Origin of the sequence: Agrobacterium pusense, from assembly GCF_900102105.1 — a bacterium.
Taxonomy (GTDB): domain Bacteria; phylum Pseudomonadota; class Alphaproteobacteria; order Rhizobiales; family Rhizobiaceae; genus Agrobacterium; species Agrobacterium pusense.
Window position 1 is genome coordinate 161,587 of record NZ_FNBB01000008.1, and the last position, 16,770, is coordinate 178,356.

Below are 16,770 nucleotides of genomic sequence, written 5' to 3' on the forward strand. Positions count from 1 at the left end.
CACCTTCCAAACTATCTGGCCAAGCACCGGGACAATTCCATGAAACAGAGACTATTGGGCCGCACGGATATTTCCGTGTCTGAAATCTGCCTCGGCACCATGACATGGGGCACACAGAATACCGAAGCCGAAGCGCATGCGCAGATGGATTACGCCGTCGAAAACGGCGTGAATTTCTTCGATACGGCAGAGCTTTACCCCACCACGCCCGTTTCCGCGGAGACCCAGGGCCGGACGGAAGATTATATCGGCTCGTGGTTTGAAAAGACCGGAAAGCGCGATCAGGTCGTGCTCGCGACCAAGGTTGCCGGCTCAGGACGCGATTACATTCGTGGCGGTCGCGATATCGACGCAGCCGCGATCCGTGAGGCTGTCGATACCAGCCTCCAGCGCCTGAAGACCGACTATATAGACCTCTACCAAATCCACTGGCCGAATCGCGGAACCTATCATTTCCGTGGAGCATGGAGCTTTGACGCTTCCGGTCAGGACACGGCGCGCACGCTTGCCGAAATCACCGAAAAGCTGGAAACGCTCGGCGAACTGGTAAAGGCCGGAAAAATCCGCGCCATTGGCCTTTCCAACGAAAGCGCCTGGGGCACGCAGAAATATATCGACATCGCCGAAGCCAAGGGCCTGCCGCGCGTCGCCACGATCCAGAACGAATATAACCTGCTCTATCGCAGCTTCGATCTGGACATGGCGGAAGTCGCCCACCATGAAGATGTCGGCCTGCTCGCCTATTCACCGCTGGCAGCAGGGCTGCTGACCGGCAAATACCAGAACGGCGCTCGTCCCGCCGGTTCACGCGGAACCATCAACAAGGATCTCGGTGGCCGCCTGCAGCCGCTTCAGGAAGCACCGGTAAAGGCCTATCTGGAGCTTGCCGCCGCGCATGGTATCGACCCCGCAAAGCTCGCCATTGCCTTCTGCCTGACGCGCCCCTTCATGGCCTCCGTCATCATCGGCGCCACCACGATGGAGCAGCTGAAGGTTGATATTGCGGCAGCGGATGTCACTCTTTCCGAGGACGTGCTGAAGGGCATCGCAGCCATTCACCGGCAATATCCAATGCCGATCTGATGATCGAACGGCGCGCTTTTTCGCCTCTGCCCTTGCATTCCGGGCAAAAATCCGTATAAGCGCGCTGTTCACAACACCCGGTCCAATTGGCTGGTGGCTGAACGGAGGGCTGGTTCCGGTCACGGAACAGCAGGAACCATAAGGTTTTTCCGGCCTCCCGTGTCTCCGCTCTCGACCGTCTCGAACAACGCTTTTCTTGCTTTAAGGCTCACGCCTTTTCAGGAGCAGTCGTTGAGGCTTAGCGCCGTTGCCGGGTGAAGGACGAAACGCAAGAAAGGCAAAGCTTAAATGGCTCTTTACGAACACATCTTCCTTGCCCGGCAGGATATTTCTGCCCAGCAGGTCGACGCACTTGTCGAGCAGTACAAGGGCGTTATCGAATCGTTCGGCGGCAAAGTCGGACGCATCGAGAACTGGGGTCTGAAGTCCCTCACCTACCGCATCAAGAAGAACCGCAAGGCTCACTACGCTCTCATGGACATCGACGCTCCGGCGGCCGCCATCCATGAAGTCGAGCGCCAGATGCGCATCAACGAAGACGTTCTTCGCTACATGACCATCGCCGTCGAAGCCCACGAAGAAGGCCCGTCCGCGATGATGCAGAAGCGCGACCGTGACGACCGTCCGCGCCGCGATGGCGACCGTCCGGACCGTGGCCCGCGTGAAGATCGTGGTCCCCGCGAAGACCGTCCGCGCCGTCCGCGCGAAGACCGTGCATAAGGAGAATTGACCAATGGCTGACGCATCCTCTTCCCAGGCACGCCGCCCGTTCCACCGCCGTCGCAAGACGTGCCCCTTCTCCGGCGCCAACGCTCCGAAGATCGACTACAAGGACGTACGTCTCCTGCAGCGCTACATTTCCGAGCGTGGCAAGATCGTTCCTTCTCGCATCACGGCCGTTTCCCAGAAGAAGCAGCGCGAACTCGCCCAGGCGATCAAGCGCGCCCGTTTCCTCGGCCTGCTGCCCTACGTTGTAGCGTAATGAATTGAAGCGGGGCTGCGTTTAACGCGGCCTCGCTTTTCCAGATCCTTCCGCGTTGGGCGCGGATCGATACTCTAAATCCCATGTTGGGGATGAGGCTCTCACGAGCGATCCTCTAACTGCTTAGTTTCAGCAGGACAGCGAAGTGCAAAAGTTGAACCAGACAGTGCTGATCTCCGGCGTTCTCGCCGGCATATGCGCCGCGTTTTTAACGCTTGGCGCAACGGCACAGTCGTCCTTTTCCTTCCTGCTCTATGCCGGTTCCGCCATGCCGATCCTGATCGCAGGCATGGGCTGGGGTAATCGCGCCGCCATCGTCGCCATCATCACCACCGCCATCATCGGTGCGCTGGTCATGTCGCCGCTGTTTGCGCTGACCATCGCGATCTTCACGCTGATCCCGGCGGGCTGGCTTTCGCATCTCGCCAATCTGGCGCGCCCGGCTTCCGAAATCGGCGGCCCGGATGATCTGCTTGCCTGGTATCCGCTCTCCGGCATCGTGCTGCACCTGTGCATTCTGGTTTCGGTCGCCGTCGTCATTCTTGGCTGGATGATCGGTTACGGTCCTGATCTGGTCGCGCGCATGGTCGATATCATGATGACATCGGTGCAGAACCGCGAACCGCTGTTCGAGCCCAATGCAGAGGCGCTGGCGCAAACGAAATCGCTGCTGGTGCTGATGCTGCCGATCGTTCAGGGCGGCCTCTGGGTCATCCTTCTGTTTGCGGCCTATTATTTCGCGACCCGGCTAGTCGGCTCTTTCGGCAAGGGCCTGCGCCCGCGTGAGGACATTCCCTCGGCACTGCGCATGCATCGCAACGCGATCTTCATTTTTCTGGCCGGCATTCTCGCCATGTTCCTTGGCGGCGTGGCGGCCATGATCGGCGCGGTCATCTGCGGCACCTTTGGCGCGGGCTTCCTGATGGCGGGTTATGCCTCGCTGCACAAGCGCGCCCGCGGCAAGGACTGGCGCCTGCCGGTCCTCATTCTCGCATATCTCTCGGCGGTCTTTGTCTTTCCGCTGTTCATCATTCTCGTGTTCGGCCTCAGCGACGTGCGCAGCACGATCTCCCTGACGCCGGCGCGGAAAACCGACACTACGAACGAAACCAAACCATAGAAAGGATCAAGAAGATGGACGTTATTCTTCTCGAACGCATCAACAAGCTCGGCCAGATGGGCGAAACCGTCAAGGTTCGCGACGGCTATGCCCGTAACTTCCTGCTGCCGCAGGGCAAGGCGCTGCGCGCCAACGCCGCCAACAAGACCCGTTTCGAAACCGAGCGCGCAACGCTCGAAGCTCGTAACCTCGAGCGCAAGTCGGAAGCCCAGAAGGTTGCCGAAGCACTCGAAGGCAAGTCCTTCATCGTTGTCCGTTCGGCTGGCGAAACCGGTCAGCTGTACGGTTCTGTTGCTGCCCGCGACGTCGTTGAAATCCTGGCTGCCGAAGGCTTCAACATCGGCCGCAACCAGGTTGAGCTGAACACGCCGATCAAGACCATCGGCCTGCACAACGTTACCCTGCACCTGCATGCCGAAGTCGAGCTGCAGGTCGAGCTGAACGTTGCCCGTTCGGCTGAAGAAGCAGAGCGTCAGGCCAAGGGCGAAAGCCTCACCTCCGCTGACGCCATCTACGGCGTTGACGAAGACGCGCTGCGTCCGGAAGACTTCTTCGATCCGGAAGCTGACCGCGACGGCGACGACGAGTAAGATCTGACCTAACGGTCAAAGGAAAACCCCGGATGGCGACATCCGGGGTTTTTTGTTGGGTTGATTTCGCGGAGGAATACCCCCCTCTGCAAACTCAACGCCAGACTACCTCGCCGCCGTCTCCGCCCCATCGGGCGCCTTGCTCTTGTCCACATGCACCACCACAGACATGCCCGGCGAAAGTTCTGCCGCCAGCGGCTGATCCGCGTCGATGGTGATGCGCACACCGAGACGCTGGGCGATTTTCACGAAATTGCCGGTCGCATTGTCGGGCTTGATGACGGCGAATTCCGAACCCGTGGCGGGCGAAAAACGCTCCACATGGCCGGTCAGCTTCCGGCGATGCAGCGCATCGACGGAAATCGTCACCGGTTGGCCAACCTGCATGCCCGCAAGCTGGGTTTCCTTGAAATTGGCGATAACCCAGACATCATGCGGCACAACGGCCATCAGCTGCGTGCCGGCGGTGACATATTGGCCAGTGCGCACGCCGATTTCGCCGAGCCTGCCATCCACGGGCGCACGGATTTCGGTATTGGCGAGGTCGATCCGGGCAAGCTCGACGGCCGCTTCGGCATTTGCGACCGCAGCCTGCAGCGAACTGCGGTTAACGATGATGGTCTGCAGATCCTGCCGTGAAACCTCAAGGGCGGCTTTTGCCTGGGAGAGCGATGCCCGCGCCTTTTCCAGTGCGGCATGGGCTTCTTCCTGAAGGCTGGAAGTTCCCACACCGCTTTTTATGAGATTATCCTGCCGGTCGGATGCCAGTTGGGCCTGTTTCAGCGAGGCTTCGGCGCTGTCGACCGCGGCCTGGCTGGAAAGAATATGGGCATTGGCTGCATTTTCCTGCTGGCGGGAATTATCGAGAGCCGCCTTTTGCGTATCGAGCGTTGCTTCCGCCTGCGCCTGTTTCTGGCGATAGATGCGGTCATCGATCTTCGCCAGCAAAGCACCCTGCTTCACCTCCTGATAATCCTTCACCGGCACATCCACGACATATCCGCTGACCTGCGGGCTCATGGTCGTGACGTAACCGCGCACGAAGGCGTTGTCGGTCATTTCCACGGTGGAGAGAAAGGGCGGCAGCCGCCAGGCGTAAAGCACGAGCGCAACACCGGCGAAACCGCCGAGCAGCACGAGAATGGAAACGGGAGTAAAAAACTTCTTCAACATTTTGGCACTCTTGGAAGGTTCAAGACTGGGGGGCCGGTGCGGCATCGATGTCCTCCGGGAAAAGGAAGGGGCGGATGCGCAACCATGCGAGGTGGATCAAAAGCGCGGTCAGCGCCAGCGCGGAAACGACGGAGATGAGCAGGAACGTGTCATTATAGGCAAGCACATAGGCTTCCCGGCTGACCTGCTGGCCAAGCAGCGACAATCCCTCCGCCTTCAGCAATGCCGGATCGGTGATGACATGGCTGTAAGCACCGGAAAGCTGGGAGACACGCTGGGCAACGAGAGGGTTGGTGAGCAGGATATTCTCCACCAGCACATTGGAGTGGAATTTCTCCCGCAGCGTTACGAAACTGCCGAGCAGGCCCGTCATCAGCATGGAACCGGTGATCTGCGTAAATAGGAAGATGGTGATGAAGTTCACCAGATAAGGCGCACCCCGTGCCAGTGCTGCGCCGAAACCCTTCGCCATGACAGGCGGCAGGAACATGGCCGCACCGAAGGCGATCATCATCTGGCTGAGATACATCTGTTCGGGGCGGGTGAGGTTCGTCGACTGGCTGTCCATAAATGAACCAGCCGCGATCAGTGTCAACGCAATGACATGGGCGGTTTCGACATATTTCGTCAACATCAGCCATGCGCAGGCCGCCCCGCCAAGAATGGTGGCAAGCAGCACGAGGGCATAAAGCATGGTGGTCTGGTCGTTGAGCAAGCCAAGCTGCTGATAGAAGCTGACCGCGGTGGAGGATTGTTCCGACGAGACCGCCCGGTAGACAAGCAGGACGGCAATGGCGTGCAGGTTGGTTTTGGAGAAAATCCAGCGCAGGTCGAGCAACGGGTTCTTACGCGGCAATTCGATGAAAGCCATCAGTGTCAGAAGCGCGATGGATGTCGCCAGCAGCGCGCCAAGCCACCAGGTTTCGAACCACCAGTAGAACCGGCCGAGCGTCAGCATGACTGCAAGGCAACCGAGACCGCCCGCAAACAGGAGATAGCTGAGGATATCCATACGCTCGATCACCTTCGCACGCGGCGGCGGTGTGACCTTGAGGACGTAAATCATGGCGAAGGAAATCAGCGCAAAACCGACTTCCATCGAATAAAGGGCATTCCAGCCATCGATCGCCAGCAGCGAGGGTGACACCATGCGCGCAAGCGGCGCCGACAACAGCGTACCTGTCAGTGCAATGCTGAATCCCAGCGAGAATTTTCGTGCGGGCGGAAAGGCCTCAAGAATATAGAGAAAGCCGAGCGATGAAATCGGCGCGGCCGCCATGCCGCTGACGAACCGGATGACGATGGCCGAATGCAGGTCCGTCACGAAGAGGTTGAGGCAGGAAGCAACCACGAAGGCGATGATCGAAAGTTCGGCGAAGGGCCTCAGGCCATATTGCGCGCGCACCTTGAACAAGGCGATGGAAAAAGTGGCATAGGGTGCCATATAGGCAGCGGATAACCAGGCAACCTCGGCCACCGTCGCCGAAAACTCGCCCTGCAGCTGGTAGATATTGGCCATGACGAGGTTCATGCCGAGGCCCTGCGTAATGAAAAACGACAGGCCTGCAAAAATGAAACACAGCCGCAGCCACAATGGCCGCTCCACCGGCTGAGGTGCAGCTGCGGCAGACGGAGCCTGCGTGCCGCTCCCGGCGCCGGCGTCCGGTGATCGAGCCGGGCCCGTCGTTTCTATGGGGCCATTGGCGGGCCTGTCCTTTTCGGCGGCGTCCGACGCTGCCGTTAGCGGTAAAGAGGTGCTCACGATTGCGCCCTCCCCGCTGCAAGATTTTGCAGATTGGCCGAAAGCCGCCGCATGACATCCAGCGCCATTGCCAGCTCCTGCGAGGAGATATCGGCGGCGATTTCCGAACGCAGCGACTTTGCCATTTCCTGCACCGTCTGCGAGGTTTCTTCGCCCTCCGCCGTCATGTGAATACGTTTGGCACGCCGGTCGTTCTCATCGGATCGGCGTTCGATGAGGTTCTGCTTCTCCATGCCATCAAGCACCCGCACCAGTGTCGGTGTCTCGATTTCCATTTCCTCCGCGAGCTCCGTCTGCGTCAACGGTCCGCGCCGCGAGAGCGCGAAAAGCGCACGCGCACGCGCCAGCGTCAGCCCACTTTCCCCTACCCGCGCATCGAAAAACGCGCGCAGTTTGCGGGTAAAAGCGGAAACTTCATCGAGAAGCTGTTCCTTGTCGGTCTCGCGGGACATGTCAGCAAGCCTTATAATTAGTACACTACTTATTTTCTGCCTATTTATTCGTAAGGCTGACGATTTTCAAGTTTCTTTCGTGCCGGGTCTGCCATGCGGTAAACTCATGGCGGCGAATCACGTTGCCGGGAAATTTCCCGCTTTGTCCCCATCCCGCCTGTGGATTGCTGGGGACAACTGAAGATGTGATCCGACTTCGCTCAGCGGACGTCGGCCTGCCATGGAGTGTTGCAACAATATCATTGACTGCAATGGCACAGAAAGCCAAACCCGAGGTGTAAGAACAGGCAAAGGGAGATCGCGCAAACCATGAACGACGCTGTGAGAAAGATCACCCCCGCGCAACCGGCGGAACCGCATTACCGCGAAGCGCCGAACAATATCGAGGCCGAACAGGCGCTGCTCGGCGCCATCCTCGTCAATAACGACGCCTATTACCGCGTATCGGACTTCTTGAAGCCCGTTCACCTCTACGAACCGCTGCACCGCAAGATTTTCGAGGTGGCAGGCGATATCATCCGCATGGGCAAGACCGCCAATCCGGTGACGATCAAAACCTTCCTGCCGGCCGACGACAAGATCGGCGACCTGACGGTGGCGCAGTATCTCGCGCGTCTGGCGGCAGAAGCCGTGTCGATCATCAACGCGGAAGATTACGGCCGGGCGATCTATGATCTGGCGCTGCGCCGCGCGCTGATCCAGATCGGCGAGGATGTCGTCAACATCGCCTATGACGCGCCCTTGGACATGCCGCCGCAGGCACAGATCGAAGACACCGAACGGCGCCTGTTCGAACTGGCGGAAACCGGCCGTTACGACGGCGGCTTCCAGTCGTTCAACGACGCGGTGGCGCTGGCGATCGACATGGCGGGCGCGGCCTTCGAGCGCGACGGTAACCTCTCCGGCATCTCCACGGGCATCCACTCGCTTGACGCCCGCATGGGTGGCTTGCAGCGTTCCGACCTTATCGTGCTTGCCGGTCGTCCGGGTATGGGCAAGACCTCGCTTGCGACCAACATCGCCTACAATATCGCCGCTTCCTATGAGCAGGAAGTGCAGCCGGACGGCTCGTTCAAGGCGAAAAATGGCGGCGTTGTCGGTTTCTACTCGCTCGAAATGTCCTCCGAACAGCTGGCAACGCGTATCATTTCAGAGCAGACCGAAGTTTCCTCGTCGAAAATCCGTCGCGGTGACATCACCGAGGCCGATTTCGAAAAACTCGTCGCCTGCTCACAGATGATGCAGAAGGTGCCGCTTTACATCGACCAGACCGGTGGTATCTCGATTGCCCAGCTTTCCGCGCGCGCCCGCCGCCTGAAGCGCCAGCGCGGCCTCGATGTTCTGGTGGTCGACTACGTTCAGCTGATGACCGGCTCCGGCAAGAGCGGCGAAAACCGCGTGCAGGAAATCACCCAGATCACCACGGGCCTGAAGGCGTTGGGCAAGGAACTCAATGTTCCGATCATCGCGCTGTCACAGCTCTCCCGTGCGGTGGAAAGCCGCGAAGATAAGCGCCCGCAGCTTTCCGACCTGCGTGAATCAGGTTCCATCGAGCAGGACGCCGACGTGGTGCTGTTCGTGTTCCGCGAGGAATATTACGTCAAGAACATGGAGCCGCGCGATCCTGCCGATCCGAAATATGCCGAGTGGGAAGCGCTGTTCGACAAGGTAAAAGGCACGGCTGACGTCATCATCGCCAAGCAGCGTCACGGACCGACCGGCACCGTGAAGCTTGCCTTCCAGTCCGAATTCACCCGCTTTACGGACCTGGCCGATCCGAGCTTCAGCCAATACGAAGAACATTGAGGCGGCAATAATTGCCGAGAGGGTATGTTTACCGTCTCGGCTATTTCCCACGTTCCGGAAACAAGGCTCGAGTCCTTTCAAGACGTTTGTGGCTTTTTCTTACAATCCGATTCCACGCAGCAGCGCCACGGCAGCAACACCGAGCGTTGCGGCCGGCAGAAGGCTGAGGCGCAGCGCTGCAACCGCAGTGATTGCGCAGGCGATGGTTTCCGCCGGCCCGCTGGCGAGCGCCGTCGGCGTCACCACGGCCATCAGGACGGCGGGCGGCACCACGCCAAGCGCCTTTTTCAGGCGCGGTGTCAGCGTAAAATGAGTGACCAGCAACAGGCCGCCGAGGCGTGTTGCGACGGTTGCCGCCATCATGGCAAGGATTGTCAGCAGCGTATTCGGGTCGAGCGTCATGCCGGCTGCTCCGCCTGTTCCTCGTGGCCGAAGGCGGCGACGGCGAGACCCGCCAGCGCGCCGGCGGCGATATACCACGCGCCGGGAACCAGCGCGTGGGTGAGATAGGCGGCGGCGGCGCTTGCCAGAAGCACGAAACCGGTTTCCCTGCCCTTCCAGAACCCCATGAGCAGCACGATGAAGACGGCGGGAAAGGCGAAATCCAGACCGATGACCGACATATCCCCCACCACTGAGCCGAGCAGCGCGCCGGCAAGGGTTGCGAGGTTCCAGACGAGATAGATCGAGAGCGCAGCGCCGGTGAAAAAGGCCGCCGTCAGCCTGTTTGCAATGACACGAAACTCCGACAACGCCCAGGATTCATCCGTCAGCACCAGCATGGCCGCATATTTCCGCCAGCCCCGGAAATCGTCCAGCTTGCCGGCGATGGAAGCGCTCATCAGCACGTGGCGCAGATTGACGAGCAGCGCCGCAAAGCCGAGCGCGCTCCAGCTAGCCGGATGGGTCCATAAGTCCATCGCCACGAATTGCGAGCCGCCGGCGAAGACCAGCAGCGACATCAGCGAGGCTTCGAGCGGCGACAGGCCCTTGCCGATGGCGACCGCGCCAAACACGACGCCGATCGGCACCATGGCCACGAGCAATGGCGCGGCGGCCCGTAATCCCGCGACGAATTCCGTCCTTTTATCCCATATCGACATCGCTTTCTCCCTTTCAGGAGAGCGATTACGCGTAAGACATCCACCGGTCTTGTACGAAAGTGACGTCACACAGGAATGCGTGTGCCGGCATCACCCCATGCGAAACTGGCCCGGGGTAATGCCGGTGCGCGCCTTGAAATGCCGGGTGAAATGCGCCTGGTCCGCAAAACCGCACATCGCCGCCACCTCGGCCGGCATCTCGCCGGCGCGCAGAAGCCGACGCGCCCTGCGGATGCGCACGTCGGTCAGATAGGCGTGCGGGGTGATGTGGAACTCTTTCCTGAAAGCACGGATAAGATGTGCGCGGCTGAGACCGGCAATGGAAGCCAGTTCCTCAAGGCCGATATCGGTCTCGTAATTGTCGGAAAGATAGTCGCGGGCGGTGTAAACCGCCGTTTTCTCGCGCGTTTCGACCGGCAGGATAATGACGCTGCCATGCCTGCCGAAAAGGGCGGCGAGAACCGAGAACATGCCCTCATCCGCCTCGAGGGCACCGGATTTCTCCTCCAGACGCCGGTGCGCCATCTGAAAGGCGGCCGCCATCTGCGGATCGCGCGGCAGAAACTTCGGGAATGACGGCGTACCGTGGAAGGCCCTGCCCGTCACATCCTCGATGATATCGCGCAGCAGTGCCGTGTCAGGATAGATCATCCGGTAACGGTAACCGCCGCCGCCTGGTGCACCATCGTGAATCTCGTCCGGATTGATGAGATAGAGATGCCCCGGCCCCGTCTGTTCGGTGGTGCCCTGAATGGTGGAAATCTGCGAGCCGCTTTCGATGGCGCCTATCGAAAACGTGTCATGGGCGTGAGGCGAATATTCATGGGTGAGAAACGTAGCGCTCAGGCATTCCATGCCGCCAAAACGTCCGTCCCGCCAAAAACGCGTGGTTTCCGTCGTGGCGACGGGCATGAAATCGAGGGCCTGTTCCTGCGAAACATTGTGCATGAGCGAAGTTTAGAGCATTCGATCCTTACCGTCTTGAACAAAAGTGCTAGGGTCTGGTCGGTTCCAAAATCAACCGGACGCATGGCATGACAGACGACTTCGAGGATACATTCGCTGAAACCGAAACCGACGCTTTCGAACAAGCGCCACTGCGGCTGACCGTCGATCTCGGTGCGCTGGCCGATAATTGGCGGGACATGAGGAGACGCTCCGGCAAGGCGCGGACAGCGGCCGTCGTGAAGGCCGATGCCTATGGCCTCGGCATCGAGGATTGCGGCGCAGCGCTCTACCATGCCGGCGCGCGCGACTTCTTCGTGGCAACGGTTGCCGAGGGTGAGACCCTGCGTTCCTATGCACCTGAAGCACGCATCTTCGTCCTGTCAGGCATCTGGCAGGGCCAGGAACGGCAGGTCTTCGACAATGATCTGGTGCCGGTTCTCGCCTCCGAGGAGCAACTCTCCTTCTGGATGGCGACGGTAGCCGAGCGTGGTGATCACCCCTGCGCACTGCATGTGGACACCGGCTTCAACCGTCTCGGATTGCCGCTCGACGATGCCCTGTTTCTGGCCGACGACGTGACCCGGCCGGCAAGTTTTGACCCGGTTCTGGTGCTGTCCCATCTCGCCTGTGCCGACACGCCCTCCTCGCCGATGAACAGGGCTCAGCTCGAATCATTCCGGATGGTTAGCACTGCTTTCGAAGGTATCGAATCAAGCCTCTCGGCTTCCGCCGGTATCTTTCTCGGCCCGGATTATCATTTCGACCTTACCCGTCCCGGCATAGCGCTCTATGGCGGAGAGGCGGTCAACAACGTTGCAAATCCCATGCGGCCGGTCGCCAAAGCCGAAGCGCGCATCATCCAGATCCGCGATGCGGGCGAAGGCCAGACCGTCAGTTATGGCGGCACCTTTCTGCTGAAACGCGCAAGCCGCCTCGCCATCGCGACTGTCGGTTACGCGGACGGATACCAGCGTTCGCTGTCCGGTTCCGGCATTCCGCTGCGCGAAATGGGCCATGGCGGCGCATACGGTGTCGTCAACGGCCACAAGGTGCCGGTTGCTGGCCGCGTCACAATGGACCTCACCATCTTCGACGTGACGGATGTTCCGGCCAATGCCATTCGAACCGGAGACTATGTCGAGCTTTTCGGTCCCAATGTGCCCGTAGACGAGAGTGCACGGGCGGCAGGAACGATCGGCTATGAGATGTTGACAGGACTTGGTCTGCGATATGAGCGGCAATATCTGATGGCGGATGACTGAGACGCGCCTTTAGCGCTTGGAAAGCTCACGCGACCTGTGTTAAAAGAGAACAAAAGGAGATCGAAATGCCCGAAATCCATTTGAGCGAGCAGGACGAGAAATTCATCGAGGAGCAGGTGGCGGCTGGCGTCTATAGCGATGCGGATGCAGTGATTTCTGCTGGACTTCGCTTGCTGGGCAGCGATGAGGGAAAGAAAGCGGCACTCAAGCTGCTGCTGCAGGAAGGAATTGATGATGCTGACGCCGGCCGTGTTCACAGCTATCGGTCGCGAGATGCTTTCCTGAGCGACATCAAGAACCTGTCCGCGCAACAAAAAACGGGGACCGATCATTAATATCCGGACCGTTATCTGGACCGCGCGGGCAAGGCAGGACGTCGCTGAAGATCACGCCTATATCGCAGTGGAAAATCCGGCCGCGGCCGACCGTCTCGCGCTTGAAATTTTTGACAAGGTCGAATCGCTAGCGGCGCTCGGCCTGTCCGGCGTCTCACGAAGCAGCTATGGAGCAGGGCTTCGCAGCATTGCCTATCGGGGCCGCGTGATTTTCTTCCGCATCAACGAGAATGAGCTTACGGTCCTGCGCGTCCTCCACGGCCACCAAGACATCTCCGCAGAACATTTCAAACAAGAAGAAAACTGACATAGATGGCCAAAGCCAAGACTCAATTCGTGTGCCAGAACTGCGGCACGGTTCATACCCGATGGGCGGGAAAATGCGAAGGCTGCGGCGAGTGGAATACCATCGTCGAGGAAGACCCGATGGGCGGCATCGGATCCGGCCCGGGCAAGGCTCCCAAGAAGGGCCGGCCAGTCACACTCACCTCGCTTTCCGGTGAAATCGAAGAAGCCCCCCGCATCCCGACCGGCATCAGCGAACTTGATCGGGCGACCGGCGGCGGTTTCGTGCGCGGTTCGGCCGTTCTGATCGGTGGGGATCCCGGCATCGGCAAATCGACGCTCCTCATGCAGGCGGCCGCCGCCCTTTCGCGGCGCGGCCATCGCATCATCTATGTCTCCGGCGAAGAGGCGGTGGCGCAGGTGCGTCTGCGTGCGCAACGTCTGGGGGCTGCGGACACCGATGTGCTTCTGGCGGCGGAAACCAATGTCGAGGATATTCTGGCGACGATTTCCGAAGGCAAGCGGCCCGATCTCGTCATCATCGATTCCATCCAGACATTGTGGAGCGATACCGCCGATTCCGCCCCCGGCACGGTGACACAGGTGCGCACCGGCGTGCAGGCGATGATCCGTTTCGCCAAGCAGACGGGCGCGACCATGGTGCTTGTCGGCCATGTCACCAAGGAAGGCCAGATCGCCGGCCCGCGCGTGGTGGAGCACATGGTCGATGCCGTCCTTTATTTCGAAGGTGACCGTGGCCACCATTACCGCATTCTTCGAACCGTCAAGAACCGCTTCGGGCCGACCGATGAAATCGGCGTGTTCGAAATGTCGGATCGCGGCCTCAGGGAAGTGTCCAATCCATCCGAACTGTTTCTGGGAGAACGCAACGAAAAATCACCGGGCGCTGCGGTTTTTGCCGGCATCGAGGGCACACGCCCCGTGCTCGTTGAAGTGCAGGCGCTGGTCGCGCCAACCTCGCTCGGCACACCGCGCCGCGCGGTGGTCGGCTGGGATTCGTCGCGACTCGCCATGATCCTCGCGGTACTGGAGGCCCATTGCGGCGTGAAGCTCGGTCAGCACGATGTCTATCTCAACGTCGCCGGCGGTTACCGGATTTCCGAACCGGCCGCCGATATGGCTATTGCTTCTGCGCTGGTTTCCTCGCTTGCCGGTCTTGCCCTGCCCGCCGATTGCGTCTATTTCGGCGAAATCAGCCTGTCGGGCGCGGTGCGCCCGGTCTCGCATACGGGCCAGCGATTGAAAGAAGCTGAAAAACTCGGCTTTTCCGCCGCACTTCTGCCTTCTGCTTCGGCTGAATTGCCGAAAGGCGGCAAGGGGCGCTGGACGGAAATCGAAAGCCTTCCGGACCTCGTGGCCCGCATCGCCGGCTCCGGCAACCGGTTCAAACAGGTTGAGGACGACGAATATTGATCCTTTCGCCAAAGGAAACAGTGGTGTAAGAGGATCGCAAAATTGGCAAGGCAGCGCCTGACAGGGCGTCGCACCTCCGGAGTTGGTATATGCCCATTACAATTTTCGACGGCATCGTCATCGCCGTTGTTCTTTTCTCCGCCATTCTCGCGATGGTCCGCGGTTTTTCCCGCGAAATCCTGTCGATTGCGAGCTGGGCCGGTTCGGTCGCCGCCGCCTATTATCTTTATCCGGTCCTGCTGCCCTATGCGCGCAACTATACCGATGACGACAAGATCGCCATTGCCGGTTCGGCGGGCGTCGTTTTCCTCGTCTCGCTGATCGTGATTTCCTTCATCACCTCGCGTATTGCCGATTTCATCATCGACAGCCGCATCGGCGCACTGGATCGCACGCTGGGCTTCCTGTTCGGCGCGGCGCGCGGCATCCTGCTTCTAGTGGTCGCCGTCGCCTTCTGGAACTGGCTGGTGGATGTGAAGACACAGCCGGAATGGGTGACGCAGGCGAAGTCCAAGCCCTTCCTTGACGGGCTGGTTGGCAAGCTGGAGGCGGTTCTGCCTGACGATATCGAGCCGCAGATCCGCGCTCGCATCCTTGGAAAACCGCAGGAACAGACGACCACGCAGGCGCCTGCCGAAGATGTGCCGGCAACAAATCCGCCGGCAACGAATAATTGACACAGTGTCGCGTCTTGCAATGCATGCAAGGCGCGCTATTTGTGCTAAATATCAAGCACGACACAGACGGACCGACCGGGGGAAACACTCACCGGAATGGTCTTTCTTTTTTCTCGGTAGAGAGCAAGGGCAAGCCGGATGATTGAGCCGCTTTCGCATTCCAAGTTTCCTGAGGCCACTTTCAAGGAAGAGATCGACGGCGATACGCTGCATGAAGAATGCGGCGTTTTCGGCATTCTCGGCCATGCCGACGCCTCGGCGCTGACCGCGCTTGGCCTGCATGCCCTGCAGCATCGCGGCCAGGAAGCAGCCGGCATCGTCTCCTTCGATGGCAAGCGCTTTCATCAGGAACGCCATATGGGCCTCGTCGGTGATCATTACACCGATCCGGCAACGCTTGCCCGCCTGCCCGGCTCCATCGCCATCGGCCACACCCGTTATTCCACCACGGGCGAAGTGGCGATGCGCAACGTACAGCCGCTGTTTGCCGAACTGGAAGAAGGCGGTATTTCGATTGCCCATAACGGCAACTTCACCAACGGCCTGACACTGCGCCGCCAGATCATCGCGACAGGCGCCATCTGTCAGTCGACCTCCGATACCGAAGTCGTGCTGCACCTCATCGCCCGCTCCCGTCATTCCTCCACCGCCGACCGTTTCATCGATGCCATCAGGCAGATGGAAGGCGGTTACTCGATGCTGGCGATGACCCGCACCAAGCTGATTGCCGCGCGTGACCCGATCGGTATCCGCCCGCTGGTCATGGGCGAGCTGGACGGCAAGCCTATCTTCTGCTCGGAGACCTGTGCTCTCGATATCATCGGCGCGAAATTCGTGCGCGACGTTGAAAACGGCGAAGTCATCATCTGCGAGATCCAGCCTGACGGTTCGATCACCATCGATGCGCGCAAGCCGTCGAAGCCGCAGCCCGAGCGTCTCTGCCTGTTCGAATATGTCTATTTCGCCCGTCCCGATTCCGTCGTTGGCGGCCGCAACGTCTACACGACGCGCAAGAACATGGGCATGAACCTTGCCAAGGAAGCACCGCTCGAAGCCGATGTGGTGGTGCCCGTTCCCGATGGCGGCACGCCCGCAGCGCTCGGTTTTGCGCAGGAAAGCGGCATTCCCTTCGAATACGGTATCATCCGCAACCATTATGTCGGCCGCACCTTCATCGAGCCGACCCAGCAGATCCGCGCCTTCGGCGTCAAGCTCAAGCATTCCGCCAACCGGGCGATGATCGAAGGCAAGCGCGTAGTGCTGGTGGATGATTCCATCGTGCGCGGCACGACCTCGGTCAAGATCGTGCAGATGATCCGCGAGGCCGGCGCCAAGGAAGTGCATATCCGCGTCGCCAGCCCGATGATCTTCCATCCGGATTTCTATGGCATCGACACGCCTGATGCCGACAAGCTGCTGGCGAACCAGTATGCGGATGTCGAGGCGATGGCGCAATATATCGGCGCCGATTCGCTGGCGTTCCTGTCGATCGACGGGCTTTATCGCGCTGTGGGCGGTGAGAACCGCAATCCGGCGCGGCCGCAGTTCACCGACCACTATTTCACCGGCGATTATCCGACCCGCCTCCTCGACAAGAACGGCGAGGCGATGGGCAGCAAGATTTCCATGCTGGCCAGCAACGGCTGATAATCCCGACAAAACAAGCGGCCACCGGTCTCCGGTGGCCGCTTTTTTCTTGCCTTTTATCGGCCCGCGAGCTGCGGCAATTTAATTGCTTGCAGCAGGCGGCTGCGGCTT

The 16,770-nt window shown here is 60.0% G+C and carries 18 protein-coding genes; 12 read left to right on the top strand and 6 right to left on the bottom strand.

Features of this window, described 5'->3' with window-relative positions:
• The first annotated feature begins 39 nt into the window (after positions 1-39).
• The 5 genes from BLU28_RS18120 (at position 40) to rplI (ending at position 3,775) form a co-directional block, all read left to right on the top strand.
• On the top strand, positions 40-1,083 hold the full coding sequence (locus tag BLU28_RS18120) for an aldo/keto reductase (protein WP_072494254.1): 1,044 nt from the start codon (positions 40-42) through the stop codon (positions 1,081-1,083).
• Positions 1,084-1,371: 288 nt separating this feature from the next.
• A complete protein-coding gene (rpsF, locus tag BLU28_RS18130) occupies positions 1,372-1,803 on the top strand; it encodes a 30S ribosomal protein S6 (protein WP_004441041.1) in 432 nt (143 codons plus the stop codon).
• Positions 1,804-1,816: 13 nt separating this feature from the next.
• Complete coding sequence (gene rpsR / locus BLU28_RS18135; RefSeq protein WP_003502063.1) at positions 1,817-2,065, top strand: 30S ribosomal protein S18; 249 nt, start codon at positions 1,817-1,819, stop codon at positions 2,063-2,065.
• A gap of 145 nt (positions 2,066-2,210) precedes the next feature.
• Complete coding sequence (locus tag BLU28_RS18140) at positions 2,211-3,185, top strand: hypothetical protein (RefSeq protein ID WP_004441038.1); 975 nt, start codon at positions 2,211-2,213, stop codon at positions 3,183-3,185.
• A 14-nt stretch (positions 3,186-3,199) separates the two neighbouring features.
• Positions 3,200-3,775, top strand: a complete 576-nt coding sequence (gene rplI / locus BLU28_RS18145; protein WP_004441037.1) for a 50S ribosomal protein L9 — start codon at positions 3,200-3,202, stop codon at positions 3,773-3,775.
• A 105-nt stretch (positions 3,776-3,880) separates the two neighbouring features.
• On the opposite strand, the gene BLU28_RS18150 is transcribed toward rplI, so the two are convergent.
• The 3 genes from BLU28_RS18150 to BLU28_RS18160 are packed head-to-tail and all read right to left on the bottom strand — an operon-like array spanning position 3,881 to position 7,162.
• Positions 3,881-4,948 carry an HlyD family secretion protein gene (locus BLU28_RS18150; protein WP_034496251.1) on the bottom strand — a complete coding sequence of 356 codons (1,068 nt, stop codon included), beginning with the start codon at positions 4,946-4,948 and terminating at the stop codon, positions 3,881-3,883.
• A gap of 19 nt (positions 4,949-4,967) precedes the next feature.
• Positions 4,968-6,710, bottom strand: a complete 1,743-nt coding sequence (locus BLU28_RS18155; RefSeq protein WP_168247129.1) for an MFS transporter — start codon at positions 6,708-6,710, stop codon at positions 4,968-4,970.
• Complete coding sequence (locus BLU28_RS18160; protein ID WP_004441032.1) at positions 6,707-7,162, bottom strand: MarR family winged helix-turn-helix transcriptional regulator; 456 nt, start codon at positions 7,160-7,162, stop codon at positions 6,707-6,709. The genes BLU28_RS18155 and BLU28_RS18160 overlap by 4 nt, the downstream gene beginning before the upstream one ends.
• 309 nt (positions 7,163-7,471) lie before the next feature.
• Here BLU28_RS18160 and BLU28_RS18165 point away from each other — a divergent pair, with 309 nt between their 5' ends.
• Entirely contained in the window at positions 7,472-8,968 is a 1,497-nt protein-coding gene (locus BLU28_RS18165; RefSeq protein ID WP_004441029.1) for a replicative DNA helicase, read from the top strand.
• Positions 8,969-9,067: 99 nt separating this feature from the next.
• Here the strand turns inward: BLU28_RS18165 and BLU28_RS18170 are convergent, their stop codons facing one another.
• The 3 genes from BLU28_RS18170 to BLU28_RS18180 all read right to left on the bottom strand — a co-directional run bounded on the left by BLU28_RS18170 (position 9,068) and on the right by BLU28_RS18180 (position 11,019).
• Positions 9,068-9,370 carry an AzlD family protein gene (locus tag BLU28_RS18170; RefSeq protein ID WP_077987773.1) on the bottom strand — a complete coding sequence of 101 codons (303 nt, stop codon included), beginning with the start codon at positions 9,368-9,370 and terminating at the stop codon, positions 9,068-9,070.
• Complete coding sequence (locus tag BLU28_RS18175) at positions 9,367-10,071, bottom strand: AzlC family ABC transporter permease (RefSeq protein ID WP_077987772.1); 705 nt, start codon at positions 10,069-10,071, stop codon at positions 9,367-9,369. The genes BLU28_RS18170 and BLU28_RS18175 overlap by 4 nt, the downstream gene beginning before the upstream one ends.
• A gap of 90 nt (positions 10,072-10,161) precedes the next feature.
• Positions 10,162-11,019 (bottom strand): AraC family transcriptional regulator, encoded by an 858-nt coding sequence (locus BLU28_RS18180; RefSeq protein WP_175477709.1) that lies wholly within the window; start codon positions 11,017-11,019, stop codon positions 10,162-10,164.
• A gap of 86 nt (positions 11,020-11,105) precedes the next feature.
• Between BLU28_RS18180 and alr the strand changes: the two genes are divergently transcribed.
• From alr to purF, 6 genes are all read left to right on the top strand, one after another.
• Positions 11,106-12,281, top strand: a complete 1,176-nt coding sequence (gene alr, locus BLU28_RS18185) for an alanine racemase (protein WP_077987771.1) — start codon at positions 11,106-11,108, stop codon at positions 12,279-12,281.
• A 65-nt stretch (positions 12,282-12,346) separates the two neighbouring features.
• On the top strand, positions 12,347-12,616 hold the full coding sequence (locus BLU28_RS18190) for a type II toxin-antitoxin system ParD family antitoxin (protein ID WP_006700150.1): 270 nt from the start codon (positions 12,347-12,349) through the stop codon (positions 12,614-12,616).
• Positions 12,617-12,629: 13 nt separating this feature from the next.
• The gene (locus BLU28_RS18195) at positions 12,630-12,923 is read left to right on the top strand and encodes a type II toxin-antitoxin system RelE/ParE family toxin (RefSeq protein ID WP_045534190.1); all 294 of its coding nucleotides are present in this window, start codon (positions 12,630-12,632) and stop codon (positions 12,921-12,923) included.
• A 5-nt stretch (positions 12,924-12,928) separates the two neighbouring features.
• Positions 12,929-14,335, top strand: a complete 1,407-nt coding sequence (gene radA, locus BLU28_RS18200; RefSeq protein ID WP_077987770.1) for a DNA repair protein RadA — start codon at positions 12,929-12,931, stop codon at positions 14,333-14,335.
• A gap of 89 nt (positions 14,336-14,424) precedes the next feature.
• Complete coding sequence (locus BLU28_RS18205) at positions 14,425-15,012, top strand: CvpA family protein (RefSeq protein WP_004441017.1); 588 nt, start codon at positions 14,425-14,427, stop codon at positions 15,010-15,012.
• A gap of 138 nt (positions 15,013-15,150) precedes the next feature.
• The gene (gene purF / locus BLU28_RS18210; RefSeq protein ID WP_077987769.1) at positions 15,151-16,659 is read left to right on the top strand and encodes an amidophosphoribosyltransferase; all 1,509 of its coding nucleotides are present in this window, start codon (positions 15,151-15,153) and stop codon (positions 16,657-16,659) included.
• The last annotated feature ends 111 nt before the right edge of the window (positions 16,660-16,770 follow it).

Excerpts from the sequence above, each read along its gene's own strand:
- BLU28_RS18120 (WP_072494254.1), top strand. The coding sequence starts at position 40 with ATGAAACAGAGACTATTGGGCCGCACGGATATTTCCGTGTCTGAAATC.
- rpsF (WP_004441041.1), top strand. The coding sequence starts at position 1,372 with ATGGCTCTTTACGAACACATCTTCCTTGCCCGGCAGGATATTTCTGCC.
- rpsR (WP_003502063.1), top strand. The coding sequence starts at position 1,817 with ATGGCTGACGCATCCTCTTCCCAGGCACGCCGCCCGTTCCACCGCCGT.
- rplI (WP_004441037.1), top strand. The coding sequence starts at position 3,200 with ATGGACGTTATTCTTCTCGAACGCATCAACAAGCTCGGCCAGATGGGC.
- BLU28_RS18150 (WP_034496251.1), bottom strand. The coding sequence starts at position 4,948 with ATGTTGAAGAAGTTTTTTACTCCCGTTTCCATTCTCGTGCTGCTCGGC.
- BLU28_RS18160 (WP_004441032.1), bottom strand. The coding sequence starts at position 7,162 with ATGTCCCGCGAGACCGACAAGGAACAGCTTCTCGATGAAGTTTCCGCT.
- BLU28_RS18165 (WP_004441029.1), top strand. The coding sequence starts at position 7,472 with ATGAACGACGCTGTGAGAAAGATCACCCCCGCGCAACCGGCGGAACCG.
- BLU28_RS18170 (WP_077987773.1), bottom strand. The coding sequence starts at position 9,370 with ATGACGCTCGACCCGAATACGCTGCTGACAATCCTTGCCATGATGGCG.
- BLU28_RS18175 (WP_077987772.1), bottom strand. The coding sequence starts at position 10,071 with ATGTCGATATGGGATAAAAGGACGGAATTCGTCGCGGGATTACGGGCC.
- BLU28_RS18180 (WP_175477709.1), bottom strand. The coding sequence starts at position 11,019 with ATGCACAATGTTTCGCAGGAACAGGCCCTCGATTTCATGCCCGTCGCC.
- alr (WP_077987771.1), top strand. The coding sequence starts at position 11,106 with ATGACAGACGACTTCGAGGATACATTCGCTGAAACCGAAACCGACGCT.
- BLU28_RS18190 (WP_006700150.1), top strand. The coding sequence starts at position 12,347 with ATGCCCGAAATCCATTTGAGCGAGCAGGACGAGAAATTCATCGAGGAG.
- radA (WP_077987770.1), top strand. The coding sequence starts at position 12,929 with ATGGCCAAAGCCAAGACTCAATTCGTGTGCCAGAACTGCGGCACGGTT.
- BLU28_RS18205 (WP_004441017.1), top strand. The coding sequence starts at position 14,425 with ATGCCCATTACAATTTTCGACGGCATCGTCATCGCCGTTGTTCTTTTC.
- purF (WP_077987769.1), top strand. The coding sequence starts at position 15,151 with ATGATTGAGCCGCTTTCGCATTCCAAGTTTCCTGAGGCCACTTTCAAG.